We start from the raw sequence: 23,544 nt of genomic DNA, 5'->3' as shown, positions 1-23,544 counted from the left end.
ATGGAATTATAATTGCTATGCGTCGAATTTTTGACCCTTACGAATGGATAATAATAAAACTATATATAATGTAATAAAAAAATCTATAGCTGATTATGGACAGCCTGTTGCAATAAGTAAAAATACAGATAGCAATATAGATTATGATAAAAAAGCTATTGTTAAATACAAAAATCAAGCTGTACAAAATAGTAATATGTTCATAGAATTACAAGACCAATATGAATTTATAATGTTGGATAAAGTTAAATATAATCATTATATTTATTGGAATAACGCTTATTATAAAATAGTTAGTATAGATAATACAACCGAAGGAGTTTATAAGGTTTATACTAAATTTAATAATGTAATTGAAAAACATACATATACAATAAATATTAATAATACTAATTCTATTAATATAAAGGTAGGACAAACTGTTAAATTAGATTGTATTTGTACAAAAGATGGAGAAATAGACCAAAACCCAACTATTACATATATAAGTGATAATATTAATATTATCAGTGTTGTAGAAAATGGAGTTGTTAAAGCAATTACAGAAGGTTCTACAATAATAAATGTATTTTATAACGGTGTAAAAGATAGTATTAATATAAATGTAGAAAAGGCAGACGAGTTCTCTATAAATTGTAACGATATACAATTAGATGTTGGTTCTACCATACAACTAAAAGCAATTTGTATGAAAAATGGAATTGAAGTAAAAGACCCTACTTGTAATTATACTATTGCAGATAGTTCAATTGTCACAATTAGCGAAAATGGAGATGTTAATGGCTTTAAGGAGGGTTCTACTACAATTAGTATTTATTGGGAAGGAATAACAAAAACAATTAATGTAAAAGTAAATAAAGTTGCTCAAATAGATTATATAATTGAAGGTGTAGATAAATTTAAACAAAAAACACAAGCAACTTTTACTATAAGTCCTATGATTGATAATAGTAGATTAGAAGTTGATCCTATTGATATTCAATGTGATACTGTCAAAGTGATTGGTCAAAGTAATGGAACAATAACTTTATTAGGACAACCTGTGTATAGTGATAGTGAATTTACTTTATATGCGTATGTAGGAGATAAAAAGGTTGCAAGTAAAATAGCGATAGTAAGTAAAAGATAGGAGGTAAATAAATGGATATAAACAATTTAATACAAAACTTTGGATTTCCTGTTACCTGTTGTGTGGTAATGGGATTTTTTATTTATAAAATGTGGGATAAAATATCTTTAACTTTAGATAAAGTAACACAAACTAATCAAGAATTAGTATTAACAAATAAATCTTTAATATCTAATATGGATACTAAAATAACTGTTATTGAAAATAAGATAGATGAAATTTCTAAAAAAATTTAATAAAATGGTTGTAAATAATGTAAAAAAGGTATATCATTATAGCAATAAAGAATTTTAAGATTAAACCAATATATTATGAGTAAAAATATATAATTAATATAAAGTTTAATTTACATTTTAATATAAAGAAAACCTAGTTATATCAAGGCTTGAAGCTATAAACAAGCTATTTGGATACACAATCCATAATGATAAAGGTAAGCCTACAAATAGTGAATTTATCGCAATAATTGCTGATAAGCTTCGCTTAAAAAATAAGGTTTCTTAAAGCTAGAAAAATAGCGAGTTTAGAAAAATCCTAAGCCGATAAACTAACTAGAAATAGTCCTAGAAGTATAGATTTTATATCTATAAATATGTTAAAAATAACACCACTAATATATTGAGTTTATCTTGATATATTGGAGGTGTTTATTATTTTCAAGAATTACATATACATAATATGGTATAATTAATATGCACTAGTAAATAGTTAATAAGTAAGATTATTTAATTTAGCTTACAACATTTTTATTTTCTATTCGCGTGGTTTAAAACCACCGTCTTTAGACGGTATCAGCTTTTAGCCTTTTAAGAAATTATAAATGTGACCATACTAATTAAAAAGGATGTGATTAGTATGGAGGAATATAATAAAAGAAGTCATACGGTATATGATATAAAATATCATGTAATATGGGTAACAAAATATAGATATAAAGTATTAAATAAGCATATATCATCTAGATTAAGAGAATTAATAAGACAAGGCTGTGAAGCAAGGCAAATTACAATTGTTAGAGGAAGTATTGGAAAAGATCATGTGCATATGCTTTTGGGATGTTCTCCGAGCATCGCTCCCAGTAAAATTGTGCAATATTTGAAAGGTAGATCATCAAGATTAATACAAGATGAATTTCCAGAATTAAAAAAGAGATACTGGGGGCAGCATTTATGGGCACGAGGATACTTTTGTGCAACAGTTGGAAGTGTTACAGAAGAAACAATAAAAAGATATATAGAAAGTCAAGAACTTAATAATAACGAAAATATATTTAAGATAGAAGAATGAGTTTTAGTCAATGCTCTTTAGGTTGCTTTAGCTAATGTCCTTTCAGAAGGATTAATCCTTAAAGAGCATTGACTTTCAGTCTAAGGTATTTATACCTTAAATCCACCTACTTTAGTAGGTGAGTAGTTTAATTATAAATTGAAAATAATAGTAAAACCATCATCATTAATAGGGAATTTATTGTGGAATATATAGTTTTATTTTTATGTATATTTAATTTAATAATGTACATAATAGTAAATGAAAGAGGTGATTCTCATGGGCAATGATTTTAACAATAATATTTGGGGATTACTCCGAAAATAATTTTAAAGTCCCCATAAGTACACTTGTTTCTAAATTAAGCTAGGATTTAATAATAATTAAATCCTAGCTTTATTTTATTTAGAATCCATTAACTAAAAAATCAATTCATTTTAATTTCTATATGAAAGTAATGTTATTATAAGTTCATTATTATTATAAAGGTCATAATAAATCAGCTCGTCTTTAAAAAAATATTTTCATCTAAATATTTTAACGAAAGCTTAATTCTTAAATAAAATATAGTAAAAGGATAATTAAAAATATGCAAAATTAAAAGAGTATAAGGAGATAAAAAAATGTATAGCAGATAATTAAATTTTATAAGAATACCTCTAATTAATGGTTTTATTAGAGGTATTTTAAAGTTATATTATTCTGTAGAATTTTTATTGGTATTGCTATTTTCTAATTGAATAAAAGCCTGTAGTCTAATAATATTAGCATAAATACTTAGTAAATATGAAATTTTGATATAAAAAAATGATTTTATATCAATTTTTTCATTAAGAATATCTTTTCTAAGTATTTGTTCATCTAATCTTTTAGACGAAACTATTAATAAAATTGTAAATTAATTTCTGTCCTGATAGGAAAATACTAAAAGGAGATATTTCAGAATTATTTATGTCTAGCGCATCAGCTATATCTAAATTTGCTGCACTTAAAAATATAGAATAACCTATAGATACTAAGGCAGCACCTATTTTTTCGAGATTAGGTAAAGTAATATCTAAATTTTTAAGATATGTTTCTATATTATCTGTATTGTTATTCTTTTTAGTATTTTTATGTTCACTACAGGTATTAGTAATATTATCATAATTCTTATAGTTCATTTATACCTCCACAAAAGAGAGTCACAATAATATATGATAATAAGAAATTATATGTACATATAATTTTTTATATAAATGAACTACTTAATGCATTGAAATATTTACTTAGAAAAAGTTAAAAAACTCTAAATTTATTCAATATCATCAAAATAGTGTATATAGCTTTGTTCATCATATAGATTTTCAGCTTTAGCTTTTCCAAGTTGAATCTTTTCTTCTATATATAGTGCTTCATCTGTAAATAAATAATCAAAGCCCATATTTTCACACCAACGGTATTTAGCATACGTAATTAATTCATTAATAGATAAGCAAGCACATCTTATTATACTTTCAGTTAAGTCTTCTAATTGAATTTTAGAATTGGGATAACCTTTGGGGGCTTTTCCATCAAAGCTAGAATTACCTTTTATAATGACTTCATCAGATAATTCAATACCTATGGTAGAAAATAATATTATTGGTTTATCACACCAAGAATAAGGATATGATAGTAAATTAAATTCTTCTGGTTTTATTGCAACATATTCAATTTCATCTATTTCTTCATTAAAATATGTATATATTGAAGCTGAAATTCTATCTTTGAGTTCTATAAGATTTTCTTTTTCATCTCCTTCATTAAAACAAAACCAAGTTTCATAAAAATGTTCATTTGTAATATAAATATTCAATATTATCACCTCATTAAATATATGTGTAAATTTTATTTGAAAAGTAAAGTTTTATAAAAAAATATTTTCTAAAATAGTAAAGTTATTATCTTAATTTAGTGTACCTAAAATAATATTGACATGCAATATAGAAACCTTTACCATATGAGTATAACACTTCTATTATGTTTTGTAATTGAGAATTTAAATTGTTTGAGAATTTATGAAGGAGGGGGATTGGATCATGGATTCAAAAAAGTATGATCAAGAAAAAATTATAGAAGAAATAAATAAGTTGAAAAATAAGAGTAGTTTTACCTTAGATGAAGGGATTAAAGCTATAAAAATTTTATATGACATTAAAGATAAGTGTGAGGAATTTTTAATAAGGGATACTATTGATATAGTTATTTTTAGAATAGCAGAAAAAATATCCTTTAGTAAAATAGCAATAAATATATTTAAGTATAAAAAAATTAGAAATAAGTTATTTGTAGATGAAGATAAAGTAATTTGGTATGATGGAATTGAACGTATAGGTTCAGCAGATGGAATAAAAAAGATTAGTTATAGAATAGTAGATGAGATGGAAGAAATTTTAATAGAAAAGTTTAATGGGCATTCAATAAGAATTAATGAGAAAGCTTTTATTTTAGGATGGAAATAAATGACAATACTTTTAGGATAGGGTAATTCCTATCTTAAAAAAATATTGTAATTGGAATCGTTACCGAAGTATAAATTAGATAAATTAAGGAGAGTTTAATAATGATGTTATGTATTATTTTGGCAATAATATTATTTGTAGCAATAGGAGGAATAATGTATTTAAAATTAAAACAAGATCAAGACATAGATGAATTCTATACAGAAGATAAAAAAATAAGTGATAGAAATGTTATACAAAATAATGAAACTATGATGCAGTATTTTGAATGGTATTATCCTAATGATGGTTCATTGTGGATTAAAGTAAAAGAAAATTCTAAAGAGTTAAGTGAAAAGGGAATTACTGCTTTATGGCTTCCACCAGCATATAAAGCAGTAAATGGAATTAATGATGTAGGGTATGGAGCTTATGATTTATATGATTTAGGAGAATTTGATCAAAAAGGAACTATAAGGACTAAATATGGTACAAAAGCCCAATATTTAGATGCCATAAATGAAGCACATAATAATAATATAAAAATATATGCAGATACTGTATTTAATCATAAAGCTGGTGCTGATGATAGTGAATTAGTAAAGGCTCAATTAGTAGATAGTAATAATAGAAATAATATTATAAGTGAAGAAAAAGATATAAAGGCATTTACTGTATTTAATTTTCCAGGTAGAAATGAAAAATATTCTTCATATAAGTGGAGTGCAAAAGATTTTGATGGAGTTGATTTTGATGATTCGACAAAACAAAATGGTATATATAAATTTGTTGGTAAAGAGTGGGAACAAGATGTAGATAACGAAAATGGAAACTTTGATTTTTTAATGTGTGCAGATTTAGATATAGATAGTAGAGATGTTGTAGAAGAACTTAAAAGATGGGGAATTTGGTGTATAGACCAATGTAATGTAGATGGTTTTAGATTAGATGCAATTAAACATATAAAATTTGACTTTTTTACAGAATGGATTAATTATATTAGAAGTAAAAAAGGTGAACATATATTTGCTGTTGGAGAATATTGGTGTGGTGATATAAATAAATTAAAATATTATATAAGTAAATCTCAAAATGTAATGTCATTGTTTGATGCTCCACTTCATTATAAATTTTTTGATGCAAGTAATCAGGAAGAAAATTTTGATTTAAGAACTTTAATGCAAAACACTTTATTAGAATACGATGAAAAAATTTCAGTAACTTTTGTTGATAATCATGATACTGAACCAGGACAGTCACTTGAATCTTGGGTAAAACCTTGGTTTAAATTAATAGCATATACTTTTATATTAACAAGAAATGAAGGATATCCATGTGTATTTTATGGTGATTATTATGGAATTCCTGAAAAGGGATTTAAAGGTTTTAAATCTCAATTAGATATTATTTTAAAAGTTAGAAAAGAATATGCTTATGGTGAACAATGTGATTATTTTGATGATAAAAATTTAATTGGATGGACTAGACAAGGAGATTTACAACATATTAATTCAGGTATAGCTGTATTAATAAGTAATAGTAATGAAGGAACTAAAAAAATGTTTGTAGGAGCTAATAATGTTAATACTACTTTTGTTGATATAACAGGAAATTATAGAGAAGAAGTTATTATAGACAATGATGGAAACGGTATTTTTAAAGTAAATAATAGATCATATTCTATTTGGATAAAAAAATAATAAAAATTTTTTAGATGGCTTATTATAAGTCGTCTATTTTTTTGTGATTAAATATTATGAAAATATAGATATAATCAAGGTTTAAGAGAGTTATTATTAAAGTTTGGAAAATTTTATTTGACATATATTTTATTAAGTACTATGAATAATATGGAAAAAATAAACATAGTATAAAGTAGAGTAACTTAAGGAGGAATAAGTGGTGAATTATATGGTTAATAAGCTTGGTCGAACCTTTGAGGATAAGAAAGTATATTTTTTTATGGTATTAATAATGTTTTGCATAGGTATATCTTTTGGGCTTTATGTAGTAAAGTACATGAGCGAATCTAATCGAAGTGATTTGTTAAATTATTTTTCGAGTTTTACATCATCAATAGGTGACACACCTATTAATTATGAAAATTTGTTAATTAATGTTATAAAAAAGAATATGTTTCTAATTATACCTATATTCTTGTTTGGTTTTACTTTTTTTGGAATACCATTCATATTAATTTTAGATATGTTTAAAGGATTTACGTTGGGATATACTTTTACGTTTATTATAACAACTTTTCAGGGTAAAGGTATTGGACTAGCTTTAGTATCTGTGATTCCTCAAAATTTAATCTATATTCCTTGTTTTATAGCATTAAGTGTTATAGCATTAGCTATATCAAGTCAAAAATTTAAAAGTAGGTTTTTTAAAAGAACTAATTTAAATGATCCTTTTTTTAATACATTAGGAAATAAATTAATTGTGATATTTGGATTATTTATATTAGCAGCTATTATAGAAACTTATGTGTCACCTAATTTTATAAAATTTGTGGTTACTAAATTTTATTAGTTTTATAATTAAGAAACATATGTAGAAAGTTATAAACTTAAGATATAAATCTTAATTTAAGAGGAAAAATGATAATTTTGTCGAATATTAATTCATAATCAATGGTATAGGAGAGAATAATGGTAGATAGTATAAATGACTATAAGGAATATTTATTTGATAGTGGAAAAAGTGAAAATACTATATATGCTTATGTAACAGATGTGACATTATATCTTAAGTTTTTAGATAAAAAAGGTATAGATGTTTATAAAAGTGATAAATTAACAGTTATGGCATATATTCAGCATTTATTAGAATCAGGAAAATCTGAAAGATCTGTAAACAGAATAGTTATAAGTCTTAGAAGTTTTTACTCTTATTTAAAAAGTCAATCATTAATAAGTGAGGTACCAAAGATAGAATATAAAAGTTCTAAAAATAGTAGAAAGTTACCGCAAATTTTAACTGTAGATGAAGTGGATAAAATAATTAAAACAGTAGAGAAAGATTGTCCAAAGGGAATTAGAGATAATGCATTATTAGAGCTTATGTATGCTACAGGAATGAAAGTATCTGAATTAATATCTTTAAATGTAGATGATGTAAACTTAGAATTACACTTTGTAAGATGTACAGATAGTAAAAATTATGAAAGATTAATACCAATAGGTAGAAGTGCTTGTAAAGCATTAAATGAATACCTTAGTATGAGATATAAAATAGCTCAATGTGGAGTTCCTAATTTATTTGTTAATTTAAATGGAAATAAATTAACAAGGCAAGGGATTTGGAGAATAGTTAAAGAATATTCTAAAAAAGCTCGTATAGATAAAGATGTAAATTTAAATACTTTTAGACATTCATTTGCAGTACATTTACTTCAAAATGGTGCAAATGTAAGAGCAGTACAAAAGTTACTTGGAAATCAAGTATTAACATATATGGATACTTATTATGAAATTATTAATAATGATAAAATAAATTTTATATATATGAATACTCATCCTAGAGCTTGATTTTATATGTGTTTAAATAGTTAGATTTAAAATAGAATATAGACAATTTTAATAAATTTCCACCATTTTGTCATCCAATTCTCATTAAAATTTTTATTGGACGAAAAGAAGGTGGAAGTTTTATTTTTATACAGATATAGATTCTATCATTTTCATTATATTAATAATAAATAAGCTGGTACTTTGAATATAAGTATCAGTTTTATTTTGGTAAAATCAAATAAAAAATAGTCAAATAATCTTGTTTATATAATAAGGGATTTTATAGTTTTATAATAAGGTATATGAAAGTAAATAACAAGTGAAAGACATTACAGATATTTTCTGAAATACAATAATGAGTTCTGGTGATATTTGTGATATTAGTAGGCTCTAAGGAAGAATTAGTTCACAAAATAAACTGGTATACTGACTAGTTATTTATTCGAATATGCCTAATATTATTTATAATTTTGGTAACACTAATTTTGAAGGGAGGAAGACTGATGAAAAATAATATAAAAAAAATTATATCTTTTACATTAGTTTTTATTTTAACTGTTATATTAATACCAATAGAAACTGTAAATGCAACTATATTAGAAGATGAAGTAAAATCTGATGGAATGAATATAGAAGCGAAATCAGCATTATTGATTGAACCAACAACAGGAAAAGTTGTGTATGAAAAGAATACAGATGAGAAGTTTGCACCAGCATCTGTAACTAAAATCATGACAATGCTTCTTACAATGGAAGCAATAGATAATGGAAAAATTAAATTAGATGATAAAGTAACTTGTAGTGAAAATGCAAAAAAAATGGGTGGAAGTACAATGTTACTAGATACAGGTGAAGTTAGAACAGTTGAAGAATTATTAAAAGGTGTTGCTATAGCATCTGGAAATGATGCAGCTGTTGCTTTAGCGGAATATTTAGCAGGAACGGAAGGGGATTTTGTTACACTAATGAACAAAAGAGCCCAAGAACTTGGAATGAAAAATACAACATTTAAAAATTGTAATGGACTCCCAGCAGAGGGGCATCTATCAACAGCACGTGATATATCATTAATGTCTATTGAATTATTAAAACATCCAACTGTACTAAAATATACAGGGACTTATATGGACTCTATTTCAGAAGGAAGAAAATCACCAATAGAACTAGTAAATCATAATAAATTAGTTAGATTTTTTGAAGGTTGTGATGGATTAAAAACTGGTTTTACAAATGAGGCTAAATATTGTATTTCTGCAACTGCAATTAGAAATGGAGTAAGAATGCTTACAGTAATAATGGGAGCACCAACTTATAAAATAAGAAATAGAGATGCAGGAATACTATTGAATCATGGATTTTCTAAATATGAGGGCAAAAAGATAGTTTCTAAAGATGAAGATGTAGAAAAAGTTCCTATGGATAAACAAACAGATAGATTCTTTATGGCAAAGGCAAAAGATGATTTAACAGCAATATTACCTAAAGGAAGTAATGGAGAAATAACAAAGAAAATAGTTATTGATGAATTAAAATCCGAATATAAAATGGGAGATATAGTTGGAAAATGTGAAGTCTATTTAGGTGAAGAAAAAGTAGGGGAAGTAGATATTTATGCTGATAGAGATATAAAGAAAGGCAATTTATTTGATAATATAAAATATAATATAAAAAATTTATTTAAAAAAGGAGTATAAAATAAAAATTCAGGTGAGTATTTTTAAATAGCACTTATAAAAGAATAGATTGTTAAGGGAAGTTATTTTGACTTCCCTTAATTAAATTTTTTACCTATTTAAATAATTCATATATTACCTAGCTTTTTTTAGGGATATGAAAATAAATAACAATTCAAAGATGCGATAGATATTTTATGAAATGCAATGACTTTAATTCTGATAATAGTTATGCGGTTAGTATGTTTTAAGGAATATGTAGTTCATAAAATAAATTAACATACTGACTAGTCATTTATTTGAATGTGCTTTAATTAACTCTATCTGCAAGTTTATATTTTTAATTCTATTACTAATAAGCTATATGATAAAAATAATATTGAATTAGATATAATAAACTTGTTAAAAAAATATTTAATTGATATTATTTAAGGAAGATAGTAAAATACTAATATCCATACTAAAAAGGTGAGTGAATATATGGATTTTCCAAGGATAAAGATAAAAGATTTCGAAGGACCATTTGATTTATTACTTCATTTAATTAAGAAGAATAAAATGGATATTTATAATGTAGAAATATCAAAAATAACAAACCAATATTTAAAATATATTGATGAGATGAAAGTTATGGATTTAGAAATAACATCAGAATTTATAGTAGTAGCAGCTACATTAATAGAGATAAAATCTAAACAGTTATTACCTAAAATTAAAAAACATGAAGATGAAGACAATGAAGAAGATCAAGAAGAAGAACTTATCCAAAAACTTATTTTATATAAAAAGATAAAAAAGGCGGCTGGATTTTTTAAAGATAGATATGTTAATTCAGGAGAAGTGTATACTAAAAAGCCAGAAATAATAGAAGAAACTAATTTACCTAATAATGATGATATATTTAAAAATTTGACACTTTTAGAATTGTATAATATGTATAATAATTTATTAGAAATATATAATAATAAACAAAATAAATCTAATGTTATTCAAAAGAGAATATATGTAGATAAATATAAACTTGAGGACAAGCTAGAATATCTTTTAGAACTTATTGAAAATAATAAAGTAAGTAATTTTTATGAAATAATGAATAAGTGTGAATGTAAATTAGAATGTATAGTTAGTTTTTTAGCTTTATTAGAAATGGTAAAATTGAGAAAAATCAAAGTATATCAAAATGATAACTTCAACAATATATTAATTGAAAGGAGAGCAAATGATGGAGAAGAATAGTACATTGCAAATTCAATTTTTAGAAGAATTTCAAAGGAAGTCTTTAAAATCTAGAATTGAATCATTGCTTTTTGCAAGTGGAGAACCATTAACAGCAAAGGATTTATCAATTTATATTGAAGAAGAACTTAAGGTTGTTGAAAATACTATACAAGAAATGATAGAAGAATATGATCTTCAAGAAAGAGGAATAAAACTTATATCTATTAAAGGTTCTTATCAATTAGTTACAAAGCCTGAAAATAGTATTTATATACAAAAGTTATTGAAAAAGAGCAAACGTCAATCATTATCACAAGCGTCATTAGAAAGTTTATCAATAATAGCATATCAACAACCTATAACAAGAATAGATATTGATGAGATAAGAGGAGTAAAATCTGAAAGTGCAATTCAAAGATTAATAGAAAGAGATCTTATTAAAGAAGTAGGAAGATTAGAAGTACCAGGAAGACCTATTTTATATGGAACAACAGAAGAATTTTTAAGACAATTTGGAATTAAGGATTTAAATCAACTTCCATCATTAGATTTTTTTGGAGAAGATAATGAATATGAATCAGAAACAGAGTTGTAATTTATGTTACATAAATTTAATTTCAATTTATTTAACAATATAAAAACTTTGATAATACATTAGATTATATTTTACCAATAAAAATTGTAATGGATTCCCAGCAGAGGGGCATCTATCAACAGCACGTGACATATCATTAATGTCTATAATAAAAAAATGTTTACTAGAAATGGGTGTATTAAAATAACTTTAATACACCCATTTAAATTAATGTGTATGAAATTAAAAAAATTAGGAGTTATTTTTAATCGTCTGTAGTATCACTAGAAGATGTATTTAAATTTTCAGTGATATCAAGATCGATATTAGTATTATTACCATCTTTGTCACTTTTATTCTTATTTTTCATTTCTTTTATTAAATCTTTTGCCATATCTATGACTTGTGGAACTGAATCAACAATTCTATCGTATGTAGTATTTTGATCAACTGGAATCATTCTTATACCATCTTCTCTAACAACTAAAAATGCAACTGGTTTAACAGAAACACCAGCACCACTTCCTCCACCAAAAGGAAAACTTGATTCGCTATTAGAATTTTTATCTGATGAAGGATATTCAGATCCTCCAGAAGCAAAACCAAAACTTAATTTTGAAACAGGAATTATATAAGTACCATCTCGTGTTTCAACAGCATCACCTATTACTGTGTTTACATCAATCATATCTCGAAGATTTTCCATCGTACTTTTCATTAATTTTTCAACGGGTTGTTCATTTGTCATAATTTTTCCCTATACAGGGGTTCACCTCCTCAGAATAAAGTATTGATTTAAATATAATAATCAATACATATATAATTTTTACAATAGAAATGAAAATTATACTTGAAATTTCAAATTTTACTAAAAATTTATTTTTAAATAGAGGCTTTATATTAAATTTAAATTTATTTATTTTAAATAAAACACCTAAAGCAAAATAAAATATAGGAGAAATTTGAGATAATATACCATAAGATATTGCTGTATGAGCAGCATCATTTAGACTATAGTCTAAAGTACCTTTTATATTTATTTTAGGTTTATATTTTGAATTGTATAATTGCTTAATTAAATACTTTTTATGTATCATACTAGAAATATTTAAATTTTTTTTCTTAGTTTTAGTAGATTTAGATTTTGAATTTAGATTATGTTTTTTAGTTTTGAGTTTTTCTTTTGATATTATAGTAAACTTATATAATTTTACATAATAATTATCAGATGAATAGTAAATACTAATTTTTAATGGAATAGGTATAAAAATTAGTATTATTAATATAATAAAAAATAATTTCATAAATATATCTCCAATTTTTTAATATACTATAATTATTGACATATAATTTAAAATTAAAACTTATTTTTTCAAATATAGGTTTAAAATTAAAATTTTAAGGAAAAATAAATCTAAGTAGTAATTAAGAAGGTGAGCGTTATGAGAAAAAATATTAAAAATAACATAGTAATAACAATGTTACTAAGCATTATGTTTTTTCAACTCTTCTCAAAAATTGCTTTAGCAGATAGCAAATCAAAAGATAAATTTAGAGTGAATGCAAGATGTGCTATAGCATTAGATAGAGATTCTAAAGAAGTACTTTTTGAACAAAATGCATATGAAATAGTACCTATGGCAAGTACAACTAAAATACTTACAGCTATTATTGCTATTGAACAAGGAGATTTAGATAGAAAAGTAACTATAAGCAAAAAAGCAGCTTCAATAAGAGGATCAAAAGTTCATTATAAAGCTGGAGAAGAAATAAGTTTAAAGGAACTTACATTTGGTTTAATGTTTAAATCAGGTAATGATGCAGCAATAGCTATAGCTGAAGCGTTAGGTGGTTCGGTTGAGGGATTTGCAAAAATAATGAACCATTATGCAACTGGAGTTGGCATAGTGGATTCACATTTTGAATCTCCACATGGGTTAGATAGTAATAGCCATTATTCATCAGCATATGACTTAGCTATTTTGACTGCTAAAGGAATGGAATATGATTTATTTAGAGAAATAGTAGGTTCAAAGAAAATTAGTAAAGAAAAATATAATTTTACAAGAGACTATAATAATATAAATAAGATTCTTTGGCTTATTCCAGAAGCTAATGGAGTAAAAACTGGTTATACAGGTGGTGCTGGAAAATGTCTTGTTTCATCTGTAAATCATGAAGGTAAAGACATAATTATAGTTGTATTAAATTGTCCTGATAGATGGGCACAAACACAAAAAATATATAATCACATATTAGAAACTGTTGCATTTGAAAATCACAATATTAAAGAGTTAGTTTATAAAAATTAAATATAGATAAAGAAAATAGTCTGTTATTAATCAAAGTAAAATTTATCTTTGATTAAACAGACTATTTGGTTATACAATGTTTTTTAACATAATTTCTGCTCAAATATATTATCTAAATTAACCTTTTTAACACGTTCATTTATTTCATTAATATTAGTTGTATATAAACCCAATTCTTGCATTCTCTTAAAATAACCAGCTCCAGCAAAAGTATATCTGTTTTTTCTGCCTTCTCGTGTATTAGCTTTTTCATTTGCAAAACTTATAATATCACCTACAACAATAGAAGAAGGTAATATTAAAAGTGGCATACCCATAATAAGTCTTACTGCATTATGTCCCGCTAATGTTCCAGTACAAATCGCTTCTGTATGACCAACAAAAAGCCCACTTTTTTCTCCAGCGCAGAATAAATTATCTACTCCAACAACTTTTAAATCATTAGTTCTAGGTGCTACTGATAAATATCTAATGGAATTTCCTTTACTACCTGCATAGGGATCAACATATTTAGCATATTCTAATCCTTTTATTTTTCTTAGCTTTTCAAGAGGATAATAAGTAGTCATAAGTTTTGCATGTCCAGTATCAAGAAGGACTACGTTTTCCGCAAATTCTTTTAATGCATATTGTTGACAAACTTTAGTGCTTAGCTTTCCATAGTTAATATCTTCTTTAGGAATTTGTAATACTACAACACCATCTTTATCTAACTTATTTCTAATATCTTCTGATAAACTTTCTTTAGCTAATTTACAAGATCCAGAAAATGCTCCTAATACATCATCATCTCGTTCACCTTGAATATCAGCTACGCCACATCTTTGACTAATACTAATTCTAGGACCAAATGCCGGACATCTTAAAATACACATTGAACAACCATTGCCATAACGTAAACAATTTCCCATAGGTCCTGTTGTTCCTGTTGTTTCTATAAAAACATCACCTTCAATATAAGTTCCATCACTTAAATAAACACCATGAATTTTACTTCCATCAAAATTAACATCATTAACTCTACTTTCTGTTAAAATTTCTATTCCTAATGAAATTAAATGCTTTCTTACTTCACCTTCTATAAGATTTACATTGTATAAAGTAGCATGTTTATGGCCTGGAAAATCTATATTTCTATGGGTAGATACTCTATCTGTAATTTTAATTAAATCGCCACCACCTAAGGCAATAAGTTCTTCTGATGCTGTGTATCTTCCATTGTTTCGCATTATTCCACCAACGTTACCTAAACCTAATAGAAGATCTGTTTTTTCTATTACAACAACATCGGCTCCTGCTTTTTTACTACTAATTGCTGCTGCACATCCAGCCCAGCCTCCTCCAATGATAATAACCTTCATATAAATCTTCTCCCTTCAAATATACTTCTTGGATCAGCTTGCTCCTTACAAAATCTTCTTACTCTATGACCAGAGAATCTTGCTGTACATGCTCCACAAATTCCTTCACCACAACACATTTTAAAATTATTGCAACAAGATAGCAAAACATCTTTTCTATCTAACTCATCTAAATATTCAATAACTTCATAAGTAAAAATATCAGCTCCAGCTATATGAATATAATTAACTCCATCTTTCAAAGCTTCTTTTATAATAACCTTGCAATGATCAGAAAGTTTTCCTTTATCAAGTAATTCATTTTCATTTATATCCAAAGAATATTTTGATAATAATTCTTTAGAAAAATTATCTTTAAGTGGTGTTTTATCCACAACAACTTTTACTTCATTGTCTTGAGAAAGTAATTTTCTTATAACTGGCATCATTGGAGCTACCCCTATACCTCTTGCTAATACTAATGATTTACCTTCTTTTTGAGCGTTTATATTTTTGATCCCAAAAACTCCGTTCCAATAAGGACCTCTAATAGTTATGTTTTCTTCTGCTTTTAAATCTAAAATGCCTTTTGTTTTTATTCCTCTAATTTCTATTAATATTGTTAATATATTTGTTTCTATATCAGACTCCATAATAGAAATAGGTATATCAAAATATTTATTTTCATTTTGACTTATAAATATATAACTTCCTGGTTTAACCAAATCTAAAGCTAGTTTATGAGGTGCTTCAAATTTAATCATGACAACTTCATTATTAAAATTAATTATATCTTTAATTAGACAATTATAGGTTTTACGACCCTCCTTTGCCTTGTTTCCATTATTAAACAATTCTTGATATATGCAAACTCCTTTCCAATTCAAACAATCACAAAAACATTCCCCTTGTAACTGAGAACATATCAAACATTCACCAGTTTCTGCTAATTTGCAAGGACAATATTCAGTACCAGCATCTATACAATCTCTTGGTTCTTTTCTCATTTATTCTCCTTTAGCTAAAATTACTTCTCTTTACTAATTTATAATTTATAATTTAATTTGACACAAATAAATTGTGACAAATTTCTCATTTTTAACGATAATGTATTATTAATTTAACTTAAAATATAATAATATAAAACCAAATTCAAATTATTATTATTTGATAATTAATATTGAATTTATTATAATAAAATTGTAACTAATTATTTTAAGGAGATACAAATATGTTAGTAGTTATTTCTCCAGCTAAAACACTGGATTTTAATAAAATAAATGAAACATTACCTATGACAAAACCTAAATTTCTTAAAGAAGCAAGAATCTTGGTAAATGAACTGAAGACATATGACTCTTATTCATTAGAAAAGTTAATGACTATAAGTAAAAAACTATCTTCACTAAATAGAGATAGATTTCAAGTTTGGAGTGAATCTTTAAATAATGCAAGACAATGTTTAATAGCTTTTAAAGGAGAAGTTTTTAAAGGAATTGATGTGGGAAGTTTTAATATTGAAGACTTATTTTATACGAATGAACATTTAAGAATTTTATCAGGATTATATGGTGTTTTAAATCCATTTGATGGAATAAATCCTTATAGATTGGAAATGGGAACTAAAATTTCTTTTGATATTTATAAAAATCTATATGATTATTGGGGAGATAAATTAAAATATAAAATAATAAAAGATATAAAATCAACAGGTGATAATATATTAATAAATTTAGCTTCTTATGAATACTTTAAATCAATAGAAGGAATAGATAAATTAGATACATCAATAAATATTATTACTCCTATATTTAAAGAATATAGAAATGGTACATATAAAATTATAACTATGAAAGCTAAAAAAGCTCGTGGACTTATGACTTCATTCATAATGAAAAATAAAATTAATAATATAAAAGATTTAAAAAGATTTGATTTAGATGGATATTGTTATAATGAAGAGCTTTCAACCAATAACGATTTAGTTTTTACTTTATAAAATTGAATTTTAATTAGGTATGTAAACAGAAGCTATGTTAAAGAATAATACAAAATAAAGCATAATTTGAATAAAGGGAGACATATTTCGTCTCCCAAATTAGATATAGGGGATGTAGTGAGATTTGTGTAAAAGCAAATCTACTACATCTTTTTTTGAATGGTTTTATGGTAGATTTGGAATAATATACTTATGAATATTAGAGGAGGATTACAAATGAGAGTACCAGATATAAATTATCAAGAAGAAATAAAGAAATGCAAAAGTATGGACGATGTTGTGGGTAAGAATGGGTTAATGCAAAGATTATTAAAAGATGTTATGCAACAACTACTTGAAGCTGAAATGGAAGAACATTTAGGTAGAGAAAAATATGAGAGAACCGATAACGATAGTGACAAGAATTATAGAAATGGGTATTCAAAAAAAGATGTTAGAAGCAGCTACGGGGAGATACCTATAGATATTCCTAGAGATAGAAAATCAGAGTTTGAACCAAGAACTATAAGAAAATATGAAACTGATTGTAATGAATTAGATAAAAAAATAATTGGTTTATATGCTCGTGGAATGTCTACAAGAGACATTCAATCCGAACTGGAAGAATTATATGGAATAGATGTATCTCCATCAATGATATCTAAAATAACAGATAAAGTAATGATTGCAGCTGCTGAATGGCAAAATAGAATGTTAGATCCTGTGTATCCTATAGTTTATATGGATGCTATTCATTTTTAAAGTGAGAGACGAACATAGAATAGTTACAAAGGCTGCTTATATTTGCATGGGTGTTGATATGGAAGGCTATAAAGATATATTAGGAATATGGATTGGCGAAGCCGAAGGAGCAAAATTTTGGCTTAGCGTTTGTAATGATTTAAATAATCGTGGTGTTAAAGACATATTAATTGCATGTATGGACGGTTTAAGAGGATTACCAGATGCTATTAAAGCTGTTTTTCCAAAAGTATGTATTCAAAATTGCATAATACATCAAATAAGAAATTCAATGAAATATGTATCATATAAAAATAGAAAAGAATTTATGAAAGACTTAAAACTGGTATATAAAGCAGATACAGAGGAGATAGCGCTAACGCAGCTCGATAGGCTAAAGAATAAATGGGATGATGTTTATAGTACTGTAATAGATTCATGGTATGAAAATTGGGATAGATTGTCTACATATTTTTCATATACTAAAGAAATTAGAAAAATGATTTACACTACTAATGCACTAGAAGGATTTAATAGGCAATTAAGAAAATTCACTAAAATTAGAACAGTATTTCCAACAGATGATTCTTTGCGAAAATCATTATATTTAGCAACAGATCAAGTTATGAAAAAATGGACTTCACCAATAGCTAATTGGGGAATAACTCTTTTAAAATTAGAAATAATGTTCAAAGATAGAATCGAGGAAGCGTTAGCAATATAGCTTGTACTTATTAGAAAATTACAGTATATAATACTTATTTTAGTGCATACTAAAATTATGAAACCACGTAGTTTTAGTATTTGTAAAAATATTAAAAATATAACTGGAAACATAATTTCCAGTTATACAATATATTAAAATATTTAATTTACACAAATTATTCTACATTCTCTAGATATATAACAATCTATTTCCAAGTGTTATTATTAATATTGCAATTTTGTAATTTCACGTTTTTATTATCATCAAGTAAATAATCACATTTATTATTACTTATTTCTGAATCTTTTACCGTTATTTTGCTGTCACCAATTCCAAAGTAATCAATAGTATCAAAGAAATATATTTTATCAGTATTGAATTTTGAGTTTGCTGGCTTTGAATTGTTTTTTATTATACATTTATTTAGTAAGATATTTGATTTACCGGATGCCTCAATAAAACTCCAACCAAAATTATTATTATCTGCTAATTCACATTTTTCAAATTTAACATCTTTTGTTTTATCTATCATTATTATATTACTATAAGCTTCATGGTTAAGTATTTTATTTTCTGTAAATTTAATATCTTGAGAATTATAAATTTGTATTGCCCTTAAAGAACAATGATCTATTTTACAGTTTGACGATTGAAATCTCTTTACATCATTTAAGTCTAAACCTATACTTCCACAGCCATATAATTTTGAATTCATTATTGAAATATCATTACTATTACTAAATTTAATTACTCCTGCATTACATTCATATGGTGCTGGTGTATGACCAGCAATAATATTTTTTATAGTAATATTGCTAGAATTAGTAAAATTCATTATATTAGCATAACGAGGAGTTGTTTTTATTTCTACTTTTCCTGCTTCTAATCCTTCAATAGTTAAATTATTAATACCCTGAATATTTAATTCTTTTCCATCTGCTACAGTTTCCCATACAACTGAATTATCTGTGTTATTGATTTGTTTAATATTCGTTAGATTATATACTCCTGGTTTTAAGAAAATTCTTTTGTTAGAACCTATGGCATTAACAAATTCTTGGGTAGTTTCAACAGTAATATCAATAATTTTCTCATTTGAGTTGATTGTTGATGTTTTAGGTTGAGTAATTATCCATGCACCATCAGAACCTAATTTAAAACCATCAATTATGGTGTCATGAGCCATATAGCCATTAGAATAAAAATAATACCATCTTCCATGGATTTTCATCCAACCTGTAGCCCACGAATTATCTATTGTATACCACCAACCTATGCTATTTTGTTTCCACGAAGCACTTGCGTCTATAGGAGTTAATGTTAATATTGAGGTTACTATTAATAAACTTGCTAGGATTTTTTTAAATTTTATCTTTATCATTTCACTTATTCCTTCCTTGATTTACCATATGTAAATTTTAGCATAAAAAGAAATTTATTTATAATAAATATTAGTATCTATATATTTTATATAGTTATTAATAAAAATTTGTTGTTAAAAATTGAATAATATAATATTTACAAAATATGCTATGATTGATTCATAATAGTAAATTTATTGTATATATCAGTTGGAGGTTAGAAGATGGAGTACATAGGAAATAAAAAATACTGGGATGATAAATTTGCCAGTAGAAGTGATAATGTATTAAGTCCTGAAAGATCAATAGTTGAAAACTTAACATGTTTCAAAAAAGGTTCTGTTCTTGATATAGCATGTGGTGATGGCAGAAATGCTTTATATTTACTTGAAAATGGTTTTAAAGTAACAGGAGTTGATTTTAGCAGTAAAGCATTAGAACGTTTGAGGAATTTTGCTAAAAGAAGTAATTATTTTGTAAATACGAGGCAAATTGATTTAAGTGTATCAAATTCTTTAAAGAATATTGGAATATTTGATAATGTTTTAATCAATCATTATAGATTAAATAAGAAGCAATTTCTAGATATTGAAAATCAGATAACAGAGGGAGGCATTTTGTTTATTTGTGGTTTTGGACATAAACATCCAGTAGATTCTAAAATTAGAAATCAGGATTTGATTCAACAAGAGGATTTTCAATATATTAATAAGTCTTTTAATTTAATTAAGTATATTGAAAGTGAAGAGGATAGAGGATTTTTTGTTACTTATATTTATAGAAAATATTGATAATTAAAAATTAAAATTTAGTTTGAATAAAGCGTTATAATCGTTATATATTTTAATGAATATTATAATAAGTTTAGTTTGAGTGGTGAAAAAATAAATAATGAATAATACCATAATTAAATTAGGTTATTATTTATATAAGCATTTATAAATATAAATGAAATATACTATTTACAATAATAAGTGGTATATGTATAATAATACTATATTTTATAAAGAATAATATTGATAATTGCGTTGAAAGAGAAGAGTATATAGACATTGATTTAAAGCGAGTTAGGAGTAGTGTAAGCCTAATATTTGATTCTATAGAAAGAAGCTCTGGAGTTTAAACTGAAAGCTTTATTGCATAGTAGGTTTAGGGTATTCTCCCCATATAGAGATAATGAGTGGATTAAGTTTACTTAATCAATTTAGGTGGTAACGCGGAATTAACTTTCGTCCTAAGGTTTTAGGACGAAAGTTTTTATATTTATATAGTTTTTTTAGGAGGAATAAGAATGAGTTTAGAAAAATTAGCAAATATAATATTTCCAAGTGTTGATAAGACACCAGAATATTATATTAAAAAATATCCAAAGAGAAATTTAAAAGAAGGTGCAAAGGTTGTTAGATATGCCCCATCACCAACAGGTTTTCAACATATTGGAGGAGTATTTGCAGCTTTAGTAAATGAAAGATTAGCAAGTCAAAGTGAAGGTATTTTCTATTTGAGAATAGAGGATACAGATCAAAAAAGAGAAGTTGAAGGTGCAATTGAAGACACAATTCAAACAATGCATAACTTTGGAATGTATTTTAATGAAGGTATGACAGGACAAGAAACTTTTAAAGGTGAATATGGTCCATATAGACAAAGTCAAAGAGCGGAAATATATAAGACTTTTGCTAAGGATTTAGTTGCTAAAGGATTAGCTTATCCATGTTTTTGCACTGTTGAGGAATTAACAGCTTTAAGAGAAAAACAATTAGCTGAAAAATTAACACCAGGATATTATGGCAAATATGCTAAGTATAGAAATTTAACTCCAGAAGAAGCTATAGCTAAAATAGAAGCAGGTGAGGAGTATATATTAAGATTAAAATCACCAGGAAATATAGAAAATAGAGTTGAATTATATGATTTAATAAAAGGACATATATCATTCCCAGAAAATAATCAAGATATTGTCATAATAAAAGGTGATGGATTACCAACATATCACTTTGCACATGCTATAGATGATTCTTTAATGAGAACTACTCATGTTATAAGAGGTGAAGAGTGGCTATCATCATTACCTATACACATTCAATTATTTGAAATGTTAGGTTTTAAAAGACCAGAATATGCTCATATTCCAACAATAATGAAAAGTGATAATGGTTCAAAGAGAAAATTATCAAAGAGAAAAGATGCTGAAGCTGCTGTTTCTTATTATAAGGAAGTTGGATATCCAACGGTTTCAGTTATTGAATATTTATTAAATATCATAAACTCAACTTTCGAAGAGTGGAGAGCAGAAAATCCTACAGCTGATTATCATGAGTTCCCAGTAGATTTAGACAAGATGAGTAAATCAGGAGCTTTATTTGATATAGTAAAATTACATGATGTAAGTAAAAATGTTATTTGTAAAATGAAAGCAGATGTAGTTTACGATAACTATGTAGCTTGGGCAAAAGAATTCGATGCAGAAATGTATAAATTAGTTACAGAAAATGAGAAAATGTGTAAAGAAATATTTAATATAGATAAAGATGGTCCAAAACCAAGAAAAGATTATGCTAAGTGGGATGAAGTAAAAGAGAAAATATTCTATTTCTTTGATGAATTATTCTACAAGGAAGAGGTAAATCAAGTTGAATTACCAAAGACATTAACATTAGAAGCAGCAAAAGAAGTAATAAAAGTATATATGAATAAATATAATGTTAATTCTGCTAGTCAAGAAGAATGGTTTGAAGATTTAAAAGCAATTGGTTTAGATTTAGGATACTGTGCAAAAAGAAAAGACTATAAAGCAAATCCAGATCAATATAAAGGTATGATTTCAGATGTTGCAGGTGCAGTAAGAGCAGCTATATCACATAGAAGCAATACACCGGATCTTTACACTATTATGAATATATTAGGCCAAGATAAAGTAAAAGAAAGATTTCAAAAGTTTTTAGAAATATAAGTATATAAATTGAAACTTTTTAGGTGGAATTTTTTTATTCTTTAGGAATCTATATTACTAGAACTTTGTAGATAACTTATAGAATACTGTATTTTAAAGGTTTTATAAGTTTCAACTAAAGAATAAAAAATAATAATATGCCGTACCATTATTCCTGCATTATGTTTGGAAATGGTCCATGGCTAAAAAATCGATGCCAAACAATGGTTTAGCGATTTTAAATTTTTAGTATATTAGATTATAATTGAAAATAAATGCAAATATATAAATAAGTATCTAATTACTTTTAGATGTAAAAATAATTAATAGGAGAGGTAAG

The 23,544-nt window shown here is 25.7% G+C and carries 21 protein-coding genes, 2 pseudogenes and 1 other annotated feature; of the genes and pseudogenes, 16 read left to right on the top strand and 7 right to left on the bottom strand.

Features of this window, described 5'->3' with window-relative positions:
- The first annotated feature begins 43 nt into the window (after positions 1-43).
- The 4 genes and pseudogenes from BGI42_RS09205 (at position 44) to tnpA (ending at position 2,416) form a co-directional block, all read left to right on the top strand.
- A complete protein-coding gene (locus tag BGI42_RS09205) occupies positions 44-1,129 on the top strand; it encodes an Ig-like domain-containing protein (protein ID WP_069680026.1) in 1,086 nt (361 codons plus the stop codon).
- A gap of 11 nt (positions 1,130-1,140) precedes the next feature.
- Positions 1,141-1,365, top strand: coding sequence for an iduronate sulfatase (locus tag BGI42_RS09200; RefSeq protein ID WP_069680025.1), 225 nt, complete (start codon positions 1,141-1,143; stop codon positions 1,363-1,365).
- Between the two features lie 145 nt (positions 1,366-1,510).
- Positions 1,511-1,633, top strand: a pseudogene (locus tag BGI42_RS09195) (sporulation initiation factor Spo0A C-terminal domain-containing protein); the annotation flags it as partial.
- 351 nt (positions 1,634-1,984) lie between these two features.
- Positions 1,985-2,416, top strand: a complete 432-nt coding sequence (gene tnpA / locus BGI42_RS09190; RefSeq protein ID WP_069679164.1) for an IS200/IS605 family transposase — start codon at positions 1,985-1,987, stop codon at positions 2,414-2,416.
- An 848-nt stretch (positions 2,417-3,264) separates the two neighbouring features.
- On the opposite strand, the gene BGI42_RS16415 is transcribed toward tnpA, so the two are convergent.
- Both BGI42_RS16415 and BGI42_RS09180 read right to left on the bottom strand, forming a co-directional pair.
- Positions 3,265-3,558 (bottom strand): hypothetical protein, encoded by a 294-nt coding sequence (locus BGI42_RS16415; protein ID WP_242984719.1) that lies wholly within the window; start codon positions 3,556-3,558, stop codon positions 3,265-3,267.
- 131 nt (positions 3,559-3,689) lie between these two features.
- Positions 3,690-4,241 (bottom strand): hypothetical protein, encoded by a 552-nt coding sequence (locus tag BGI42_RS09180; RefSeq protein WP_242984718.1) that lies wholly within the window; start codon positions 4,239-4,241, stop codon positions 3,690-3,692.
- Between the two features lie 214 nt (positions 4,242-4,455).
- Between BGI42_RS09180 and BGI42_RS09175 the strand changes: the two genes are divergently transcribed.
- The 7 genes from BGI42_RS09175 to scpB all read left to right on the top strand — a co-directional run bounded on the left by BGI42_RS09175 (position 4,456) and on the right by scpB (position 11,855).
- A complete protein-coding gene (locus BGI42_RS09175) occupies positions 4,456-4,878 on the top strand; it encodes a hypothetical protein (protein ID WP_069680023.1) in 423 nt (140 codons plus the stop codon).
- Positions 4,879-4,982: 104 nt separating this feature from the next.
- On the top strand, positions 4,983-6,557 hold the full coding sequence (locus BGI42_RS09170; protein WP_069681062.1) for an alpha-amylase: 1,575 nt from the start codon (positions 4,983-4,985) through the stop codon (positions 6,555-6,557).
- 199 nt (positions 6,558-6,756) lie between these two features.
- The gene (gene spoIIM, locus BGI42_RS09165; RefSeq protein ID WP_084023868.1) at positions 6,757-7,389 is read left to right on the top strand and encodes a stage II sporulation protein M; all 633 of its coding nucleotides are present in this window, start codon (positions 6,757-6,759) and stop codon (positions 7,387-7,389) included.
- 119 nt (positions 7,390-7,508) lie between these two features.
- Positions 7,509-8,387 carry a tyrosine-type recombinase/integrase gene (locus tag BGI42_RS09160; RefSeq protein ID WP_069680022.1) on the top strand — a complete coding sequence of 293 codons (879 nt, stop codon included), beginning with the start codon at positions 7,509-7,511 and terminating at the stop codon, positions 8,385-8,387.
- A gap of 485 nt (positions 8,388-8,872) precedes the next feature.
- A complete protein-coding gene (locus BGI42_RS09155; RefSeq protein WP_069680021.1) occupies positions 8,873-10,063 on the top strand; it encodes a D-alanyl-D-alanine carboxypeptidase family protein in 1,191 nt (396 codons plus the stop codon).
- Positions 10,064-10,522: 459 nt separating this feature from the next.
- A complete protein-coding gene (locus tag BGI42_RS09150; protein ID WP_069680020.1) occupies positions 10,523-11,278 on the top strand; it encodes a segregation/condensation protein A in 756 nt (251 codons plus the stop codon).
- A complete protein-coding gene (gene scpB, locus BGI42_RS09145) occupies positions 11,262-11,855 on the top strand; it encodes an SMC-Scp complex subunit ScpB (RefSeq protein WP_069680019.1) in 594 nt (197 codons plus the stop codon). Before BGI42_RS09150 ends, scpB begins: the two co-directional genes overlap by 17 nt.
- A gap of 244 nt (positions 11,856-12,099) precedes the next feature.
- Here the strand turns inward: scpB and ytfJ are convergent, their stop codons facing one another.
- Positions 12,100-12,582: a GerW family sporulation protein gene (ytfJ, locus tag BGI42_RS09140; RefSeq protein ID WP_069680018.1), complete on the bottom strand. Its 483-nt coding sequence runs from the start codon at positions 12,580-12,582 to the stop codon at positions 12,100-12,102.
- A complete protein-coding gene (locus BGI42_RS09135) occupies positions 12,572-13,138 on the bottom strand; it encodes a DUF2953 domain-containing protein (RefSeq protein WP_069680017.1) in 567 nt (188 codons plus the stop codon). Before BGI42_RS09135 ends, ytfJ begins: the two co-directional genes overlap by 11 nt.
- A 138-nt stretch (positions 13,139-13,276) precedes the next feature.
- Between BGI42_RS09135 and BGI42_RS09130 the strand changes: the two genes are divergently transcribed.
- Positions 13,277-14,146, top strand: coding sequence for a D-alanyl-D-alanine carboxypeptidase family protein (locus BGI42_RS09130; protein ID WP_069680016.1), 870 nt, complete (start codon positions 13,277-13,279; stop codon positions 14,144-14,146).
- Between the two features lie 83 nt (positions 14,147-14,229).
- On the opposite strand, the gene BGI42_RS09125 is transcribed toward BGI42_RS09130, so the two are convergent.
- Entirely contained in the window at positions 14,230-15,507 is a 1,278-nt protein-coding gene (locus tag BGI42_RS09125) for an FAD-dependent oxidoreductase (RefSeq protein ID WP_069680015.1), read from the bottom strand.
- Positions 15,504-16,493: a sulfide/dihydroorotate dehydrogenase-like FAD/NAD-binding protein gene (locus BGI42_RS09120; protein ID WP_069680014.1), complete on the bottom strand. Its 990-nt coding sequence runs from the start codon at positions 16,491-16,493 to the stop codon at positions 15,504-15,506. The genes BGI42_RS09125 and BGI42_RS09120 overlap by 4 nt, the downstream gene beginning before the upstream one ends.
- 224 nt (positions 16,494-16,717) lie before the next feature.
- On the opposite strand from BGI42_RS09120, the gene yaaA reads away from it, so the two are divergent.
- On the top strand, positions 16,718-17,485 hold the full coding sequence (gene yaaA, locus BGI42_RS09115) for a peroxide stress protein YaaA (protein ID WP_069680013.1): 768 nt from the start codon (positions 16,718-16,720) through the stop codon (positions 17,483-17,485).
- Positions 17,486-17,701: 216 nt separating this feature from the next.
- Positions 17,702-18,929 (top strand): annotated as a pseudogene (locus BGI42_RS09110) (IS256 family transposase).
- A gap of 187 nt (positions 18,930-19,116) precedes the next feature.
- Here BGI42_RS09110 and BGI42_RS09105 read toward each other — a convergent pair.
- Positions 19,117-20,292: a right-handed parallel beta-helix repeat-containing protein gene (locus BGI42_RS09105; protein ID WP_069680012.1), complete on the bottom strand. Its 1,176-nt coding sequence runs from the start codon at positions 20,290-20,292 to the stop codon at positions 19,117-19,119.
- 204 nt (positions 20,293-20,496) lie between these two features.
- On the opposite strand from BGI42_RS09105, the gene BGI42_RS09100 reads away from it, so the two are divergent.
- Positions 20,497-21,063 (top strand): class I SAM-dependent methyltransferase, encoded by a 567-nt coding sequence (locus tag BGI42_RS09100; RefSeq protein ID WP_069680011.1) that lies wholly within the window; start codon positions 20,497-20,499, stop codon positions 21,061-21,063.
- A 228-nt stretch (positions 21,064-21,291) separates the two neighbouring features.
- Positions 21,292-21,512, top strand: a binding site (T-box leader).
- 51 nt (positions 21,513-21,563) lie between these two features.
- Positions 21,564-23,225, top strand: a complete 1,662-nt coding sequence (gene gltX / locus BGI42_RS09095; RefSeq protein ID WP_069680010.1) for a glutamate--tRNA ligase — start codon at positions 21,564-21,566, stop codon at positions 23,223-23,225.
- Positions 23,226-23,544: the final 319 nt, after the last annotated feature.

The sequence above is a fragment of the Clostridium taeniosporum genome, assembly GCF_001735765.2.
GTDB lineage: Bacteria > Bacillota > Clostridia > Clostridiales > Clostridiaceae > Clostridium > Clostridium taeniosporum.
Note: the sequence above shows the minus strand (reverse complement) of the source record. Positions and strands in the feature narration are given on the sequence as shown.

Excerpts from the sequence above, each read along its gene's own strand:
- BGI42_RS09205 (WP_069680026.1), top strand. The coding sequence starts at position 44 with ATGGATAATAATAAAACTATATATAATGTAATAAAAAAATCTATAGCT.
- BGI42_RS09200 (WP_069680025.1), top strand. The coding sequence starts at position 1,141 with ATGGATATAAACAATTTAATACAAAACTTTGGATTTCCTGTTACCTGT.
- BGI42_RS09175 (WP_069680023.1), top strand. The coding sequence starts at position 4,456 with ATGGATTCAAAAAAGTATGATCAAGAAAAAATTATAGAAGAAATAAAT.
- BGI42_RS09105 (WP_069680012.1), bottom strand. The coding sequence starts at position 20,292 with ATGATAAAGATAAAATTTAAAAAAATCCTAGCAAGTTTATTAATAGTA.
- BGI42_RS09170 (WP_069681062.1), top strand. The coding sequence starts at position 4,983 with ATGTTATGTATTATTTTGGCAATAATATTATTTGTAGCAATAGGAGGA.
- scpB (WP_069680019.1), top strand. The coding sequence starts at position 11,262 with ATGATGGAGAAGAATAGTACATTGCAAATTCAATTTTTAGAAGAATTT.
- BGI42_RS16415 (WP_242984719.1), bottom strand. The coding sequence starts at position 3,558 with ATGAACTATAAGAATTATGATAATATTACTAATACCTGTAGTGAACAT.
- BGI42_RS09125 (WP_069680015.1), bottom strand. The coding sequence starts at position 15,507 with ATGAAGGTTATTATCATTGGAGGAGGCTGGGCTGGATGTGCAGCAGCA.
- BGI42_RS09130 (WP_069680016.1), top strand. The coding sequence starts at position 13,277 with ATGAGAAAAAATATTAAAAATAACATAGTAATAACAATGTTACTAAGC.
- BGI42_RS09160 (WP_069680022.1), top strand. The coding sequence starts at position 7,509 with ATGGTAGATAGTATAAATGACTATAAGGAATATTTATTTGATAGTGGA.
- BGI42_RS09135 (WP_069680017.1), bottom strand. The coding sequence starts at position 13,138 with ATGAAATTATTTTTTATTATATTAATAATACTAATTTTTATACCTATT.
- yaaA (WP_069680013.1), top strand. The coding sequence starts at position 16,718 with ATGTTAGTAGTTATTTCTCCAGCTAAAACACTGGATTTTAATAAAATA.
- BGI42_RS09155 (WP_069680021.1), top strand. The coding sequence starts at position 8,873 with ATGAAAAATAATATAAAAAAAATTATATCTTTTACATTAGTTTTTATT.
- BGI42_RS09120 (WP_069680014.1), bottom strand. The coding sequence starts at position 16,493 with ATGAGAAAAGAACCAAGAGATTGTATAGATGCTGGTACTGAATATTGT.
- ytfJ (WP_069680018.1), bottom strand. The coding sequence starts at position 12,582 with ATGACAAATGAACAACCCGTTGAAAAATTAATGAAAAGTACGATGGAA.
- tnpA (WP_069679164.1), top strand. The coding sequence starts at position 1,985 with ATGGAGGAATATAATAAAAGAAGTCATACGGTATATGATATAAAATAT.
- BGI42_RS09150 (WP_069680020.1), top strand. The coding sequence starts at position 10,523 with ATGGATTTTCCAAGGATAAAGATAAAAGATTTCGAAGGACCATTTGAT.
- BGI42_RS09100 (WP_069680011.1), top strand. The coding sequence starts at position 20,497 with ATGGAGTACATAGGAAATAAAAAATACTGGGATGATAAATTTGCCAGT.
- gltX (WP_069680010.1), top strand. The coding sequence starts at position 21,564 with ATGAGTTTAGAAAAATTAGCAAATATAATATTTCCAAGTGTTGATAAG.